The organism is Streptomyces sp. NPDC002790 (assembly GCF_040295505.1).
In the GTDB taxonomy this organism is placed as follows: domain Bacteria; phylum Actinomycetota; class Actinomycetes; order Streptomycetales; family Streptomycetaceae; genus Streptomyces.
Genome location: NZ_JBEOVM010000190.1, coordinates 1 through 6,596, shown reverse-complemented (window position 1 = coordinate 6,596; position 6,596 = coordinate 1). Strand labels below are relative to the sequence as shown.

The 6,596-nt window shown below is 72.2% G+C and carries 1 protein-coding gene; it reads left to right on the top strand.

Going from position 1 to position 6,596, the window contains the following annotated elements; translation table 11 throughout:
• Positions 1-3: 3 nt before the first annotated feature.
• The coding region (locus ABT004_RS35505) for an amino acid adenylation domain-containing protein (RefSeq protein WP_502966983.1) at positions 4-6,596 on the top strand (6,593 nt) is incomplete at its 3' end.

Below are 6,596 nucleotides of genomic sequence, written 5' to 3'. Positions count from 1 at the left end.
GCGGTGGACCTGTTCGATGCCGGTTCGGTGGAGGCGCTCGCCGAGCGCTGGAACCGGGTCCTTGAACTCGTGACCACGGCACCCGAGACCCGGCTCGGCGCCGTCGACGTCCTGCGCGACGACGAACGCGACCAACTCCTGCACGTGTGGAATGACACCACCGCCCCCACCACGGGCACGTCGGCAGTGGAGTTGTTCGAGGCTCAGGCGGCGCGGACGCCCGGTGCGACGGCGGTCGTGGGTGATGGCGTGGAGCTGTCCTACGGCGAGTTGGATGCGGCGGCGAATCGGTTGGCGCACCATCTGCGCGGCATGGGTGTGGGCCCGGAGTCCGTGGTGGGTGTGTGCCTGCCGCGCGGCGCCGAGTTGGTGACCGCGATCCTGGGTGCGTGGAAGGCAGGAGCGGCGTTCGTGCCGGTTGACGGGGCGCTGCCGGTGGAGCGGATGGCGCACATACTGGCGGACAGCCGGGCGCAGCTCGTATTGGGAACGCAGGAGGCCCTCGACGACCTGCCGGCCGGGCGAGTGCGGATGGTCGCGGTCGACGACCCGATGACCACCATGCTGGTCGACAGCTGCTCGGACGTGCGACCGGAGACCGTGACGGGTCCCGCCAGCCTGGCGTACGTGATCTATACGTCGGGTTCGACGGGTGTGCCGAAGGGTGTGGCGGCGACCCACGGCGGAGCGCTGAACCTGGTGGCGGCGCAGATCGAACGGTTCGCGGTGGAACGTGACTCGCGGGTGTTGCAGTTCGCGTCGATCGGTTTCGATGCGGCGGTGTCCGAGGTGTTGATGGCGCTGTGCTCCGGTGCCGCTCTGGTGATGACTTCGGCCGACGAACTGCTGCCGGGCGGTGGGTTGGTGGAGGTCGCGGCGCGGCACTCCGTCACGCACGCGACGCTGCCGCCCGCGGTCCTGGGAGCCCTCGACGCCGACACCGACCTGACCTCGGTCACCACGCTCGTATCTGCCGGTGAAGCCCTGGACGCGGGCCTGGTGGAGCGGTGGGCACCGAACCGTCGACTGATCAACGCCTACGGCCCGACCGAGATCACCGTCTGTGCCTCGATGTCGCAGCCGCTGACACCGGGAGACGCGCCGACGATCGGCACGCCGACTGCCAACACACACCTTTACGTCCTCGATGAGACGCTCACGCCCGTTCCCTCCGGTGTGACGGGCGAGTTGTACGTGGCAGGAGCCGGCGTTGCACGTGGCTACGTCGGCCGTGCGGGCCTCACGAGTGAGCGGTTTGTCGCCTGCCCGTTCGGAGCGTCCGGGGCGCGGATGTACCGGACCGGGGACCTGGCCAAGTGGACGGCGGACGGGCAGCTCGTCTTCGCCGGCCGTGCGGACGAGCAGGTCAAGATTCGCGGCTTCCGCATCGAGCCCGGTGAGATCGAGGCCGTCCTGTCGGCGCGACCGGAGGTGGCGCAGGCCGCGGTCATCGCGCGGGAGGACACGCCGGGCGACAAGCGCCTGGTGGCGTACGTGGTGCCGGCGGACCAGGACGGCGACTCCCTGGACGGGGACCGGCTGCGAGCGGCGGCCGCGTCGCGGTTGCCGGAGTACATGGTCCCGGCCGCGTTCGTGACACTGGCGGAACTGCCGCTGACCGTCAACGGCAAGCTCGACCGCAGGGCCCTGCCCGCGCCCGAGTACGTCACGGGCGCGGGCCGCGCCCCGGCCACCGCGCAGGAGGAGATCCTCTGCGCGGTGTTCGCCGAGGTGCTCGGCGTGGAGTCGGTCGGCGTCGACGACAACTTCTTCGAGCTGGGCGGGCACTCCCTGCTGGCGGTGCGCCTGACCTCACGGGTGCGTGTGGTGCTCGGCGTGGAGGTCGAGGTACGGGCGTTGTTCGAGGCACCGACCGCGGCCGGGCTCGCGGCGCGGCTGGCCGAGGGTGTGGGGCGGGCCCGCAAGGCGCTGACGGTGGTGGAGACGCGGCCCGAGCGGGTGCCGTTGTCGTTCGCCCAGCGGCGGCTGTGGTTCCTCGACCAGTTGGAGGGGCCCAGCCCGACGTACAACATTCCGGTGCCGCTGCGGATGAGCGGTGTGGACATCGCGGCGTTGGGCGGCGCGTTGCGGGACGTGATCGGGCGGCACGAGTCGCTGCGCACGGTCTTCCCGGCCGTCGACGGTGAGCCGTACCAGCGGATCCTCGACCCGGCGGACCTGGCGTGGGAACTCGAGGTGTCTCACGTCGCGCCCGAGGAACTGGCGGAAGTGGTCGGGCAGGCGTCGCGGTACGCGTTCGATCTGTCGGGGGAGCTGCCGATCCGGGCGTGGCTGTTCGAGGCCGGCCCCGAGGAGCAGGTGCTGCTGGTGGTCATGCACCACATCGCGGGCGACGGCTGGTCCCGTGGCCCGCTGGGCCGGGATCTGTCGGCGGCGTACGCGGCGCGGCTGCGTGGCGAGGCCCCGGAGTGGGAGCCGCTGCCGGTGCAGTATGCCGACTACAGCCTGTGGCAACGGGAGTTGCTGGGCGAGGAGTCCGACCCCGACAGCCTGATCGCGGCGCAGGTCGGCTACTGGCGGCAGGCGCTGGCCGGCGCGCCGGAGGAGCTGGCGCTGCCGGTGGACCGCTCACGCCCGGCGGTGGCGAGTCACGTCGGGCACCCGGTGCCGGTGCGGGTGTCCGCCGAGGTGCATCAGCGGCTGGTGGAGCTGGCACGGGCCGAGGGCGTCACGATGTTCATGGTGGTGCAGGCCGCCCTCGCGGTGACCCTGTCGCGGCTCGGCGCGGGCGCCGATGTCCCGATCGGATCCGGTGTGGCCGGTCGCGCCGACGAGGCGCTCGACGACCTGGTCGGCTTCTTCATCAACACGCTGGTGGTCCGGACGGATCTGTCGGGTGACCCGGAGTTCCGGCAGGTGCTGGCCCGGGTGCGGGAGACGAGTCTCGGGGCCTTCGCGCATCAGGACGTGCCGTTCGAGCGGCTGGTGGAGGAGCTGGCGCCGCAGCGGTCGATGGCCAGGCACCCGCTGTTCCAGGTGTCGCTGACCCTGCAGAACGTCGAGCGGGCCGGGCTCGAGATGCCCGGTGTGCGCACGGGCGGGGGCGCCGGCGTCGACGGCGCCATGGCGGCGTCGGTGAAGTGCGACGTGGATGTGATGGTCGGGGAGGTCTACGACGAGGACGGCCGTCCGGCCGGGCTGCGCGGGTCCGTCATCGGGGCGGTGGATCTGTTCGACGCCGGTTCGGTGGAGGCACTTGCCGAACGGTGGAGCCGGGTCCTCGATCTGGTGACCGCGGCGCCCGACACCCGGCTGAGTGCCGTGGACGTCCTGCAGCCCGATGAGCGTGAACAGCTGCTGCGCGGCGGGAGCGCCTCGCCGGTCGAGCTGGTGGGCTCGTCGATGGTGGAGCTGTTCGAGGCGCGGGTGGCCGCGGCCCCGGGTGCCGCGGCGGTGGTCGGCGACGGTGTCGAGCTGTCGTATGCGCAGGTGGACGTGGCGGCCAACCGTATGGGGCACTATCTGCGCGGGATCGGTGTCGGCCCGGAGTCCGTCGTGGGTCTGTGCGTCCCGCGTGGGGCCGAGTTGGTGACGGCGATCCTCGCGGTGTGGAAGGCGGGGGCGGCGTATCTGCCGATCGACGCCCGGCAGCCCGCCGAGCGCATCCGGTTCATGATCGACGACAGCGGTGCGTCGGTCGTGCTGACCGGCGGTTCGGACACGGTGTCGGCGGAGGCGCTGAACGGGGCGGCCGTGGTGCCGCTGGACGCCCGGCAGGTACGCGAACGGATCGACGCCTGCCCGGAGAGCGCGCCCGACTTCACGGTTGGCGCCACCGGACTGGCGTATGTGATCTATACGTCGGGCTCGACGGGCCGGCCCAAGGGCGTCGCGCTCACCCACGGCGGAACGGTGAACCTGGCGACCGCGCAGATCGAACGGTTCGCGGTCGAACCCGATGCGCGGGTGCTGCAGTTCGCGTCGATCGGATTCGACGCCGCGACGTGGGAGGTGCTGATGGCGCTGGGCGCCGGGGCCGCCCTGGTGGTGGCGTCGGCGGAGGAGCTGACCCCGGGGGGCGGGCTGGCCGAGGTGGTGGCCCGTCACGGGGTGACGCACGCGACGCTGCCTCCGGTGGTGTTGGGCGCTCTCGACGCCGCCGATCTGGGCTCGGTGACCACGCTCGTGTCTGCCGGTGAGGCACTGGACGCGGCGTTGGTGGAGCGGTGGGCGCCGCGGCGTCGGCTGATCAACGCCTACGGTCCGACGGAGATCACGGTGTGCGCTTCGATGTCGCGGCCACTGGTTCTCGGGGACGCGCCGTCGATCGGCACGCCGGTCGCCAACGCCCGCTTGTTCGTGCTGGATGCGGCGCTGCAGCCGGTGCCCGCAGGAGTCGCGGGCGAGCTGTACGTGGCCGGTGCGGGGATGGCGCGCGGGTATGTGGGCCGCCCCGGGCTCACGGGTGAGCGGTTCGTGGCCTGCCCGTTCGGATCCGCGGGCGAGCGGATGTACCGGACCGGGGACCTGGCCAAGTGGACGACGGACGGCCGGCTGATGTTCGTCGGGCGCGCCGACGAGCAGGTGAAGATCCGCGGCTTCCGCATCGAACTCGGCGAGATCGAGGCCGTGTTGGGCGCACACCCCGAGGTGGCCCGGACCGCGGTGCTGGCCCGTGAGGACACGCCGAGTGACAAGCGTCTGGTCGCTTACATCGTCCCAACCGATGGGTCCGATGGGTCCGATGGCGTCGTTGGTTCCGACGGCGCCGGGATCGACGGGGAGGGTGTGCGGGAGTTCGTGGCGTCCCGGCTGCCGGAGTACATGGTCCCGGCCGCGTTCGTCACGCTGGACGAGCTGCCGCTGACCGTCAACGGCAAGCTCGACCGCAAGGCCCTGCCCGCGCCGGAGTACGACACCGGGACGAGCCGAGCCCCGGCCACCGTGCAGGAGGAGATCCTGTGCGGTGTGTTCGCCGAGGTACTGGGGCTCGCGTCGGTCGGCGTCGATGACGACTTCTTCAAGCTGGGGGGCCATTCGCTGCTGGCGGCGCGCCTGACCGCACGGGTCCGCGCGGTGCTGGGCGTGGAGGTCGGGCTCAGGACCCTGTTCGAGGCGCCGACGGTGGCCGGGCTCGCGGCCCGCCTGGGCGAGGGCACGGCGCAGGCGCAGCTGCCGCTGCGGGCGAGGACGCGTCCGGAGCTGGTGCCGCTGTCGTTCGCGCAACGGCGGCTGTGGTTCCTGGCGCAGCTCGAAGGCCCGAACCCGGCCTACAACATCGCGGTGCCGCTCCGGCTGAGCGGCGTCGACGCCGCCGCGCTGGGCGCGGCACTGCGCGATGTGATCGACAGGCACGAGGCGCTGCGCACGGTGTTCCCGGCCGTGGACGGCGAGCCCTACCAGCGGATCCTCGAACCGCGGGAGCTGGACTGGGAACTGCTGGTCACCCAGGTGGAGCCCGGCGAGATGGACGACGCCGTGGTGCGGGCGTCGCAGCATGCGTTCGACCTGTCGGCGGAGCTGCCGATCCGGGCGTGGCTCTTCCGGTCCGATTCCGATGAACAGATGCTGGTGGTGGTCGTGCACCACATCGCGGGCGACGGCTGGTCGATGGGCCCGCTGAGCCGGGACCTGTCGGCCGCGTATGCGGCGCGGCTGCGTGGCGAGGCACCGGAGTGGGAGCCACTGGCGGTGCAGTACGCGGACTACGCGCTGTGGCAGCGGGAGTTGCTGGGCGAGGAGTCCGACCCCGACAGCCTGCTGTCGGCGCAACTGGAGTACTGGCGCGGGACGTTGGCGGGAACGCCGGAAGAGCTGGCGCTGCCGGTGGACCGGGCGCGCCCGGCGGTGGCCAGCCATCGCGGGCATGCCGCGCCGCTGCGAGTGACCGGCGAGGTGCATCAGCGGCTGGTGGAGCTGGCGCGGGCCGAGGGCGTGACGGTGTTCATGATCCTGCAGGCCGCGCTGGCGGTGACGGTCTCGCGGGTGGGGGCAGGGACGGACATTCCGATCGGATCGCCGATCGCGGGCCGGGGCGACGAGGCGTTGGAGAACCTGGTCGGGCTCTTCCTGAACACGCTCGTGGTCCGGACGGATCTGTCGGGCGAGCCGGAGTTCCGCGAGGTGCTCGGGCGAGTGCGGGAGGCCAGCCTGGGCGCGTTCGCGCACCAGGACGTGCCGTTCGAGCGGCTGGTGGAGGAGCTGGCCCCCGAGCGGTCGATGGCTCGGCATCCGCTGGCGCAGGTCGTGCTGACCATGCAGACCACCGGAGACGCGGCCCTGGAACTGTCCGGCACCCGCGCCTCCGGCGGGAACACGCAGCAGAGCGGTGAGGCCACGGCCTCGGTGAAGTTCGACGTATGGGTCGCGCTCGGCGAGGTGCACGACGCCGAGGGGGCGCCGGCGGGGCTGCGCGGCGGGATCACGGTGGCGGCGGACCTGTTCGACAAGCCGGCCGCCGCCCGGTTCGCGCAGTGGTTCACCCGGGTGCTCGAGGCGGTGGTGGCCGCCCCGGACATCGCGGTGCGTGACATCGAGGTGCTCGACGCCGGTGAGCGGGACCGGGTGCTGGTGCGGTGGAACGACACCGCCGCGGCGGTGCGGGATTCGTCCGTGGCCGGGATGTTCGAGGAGCG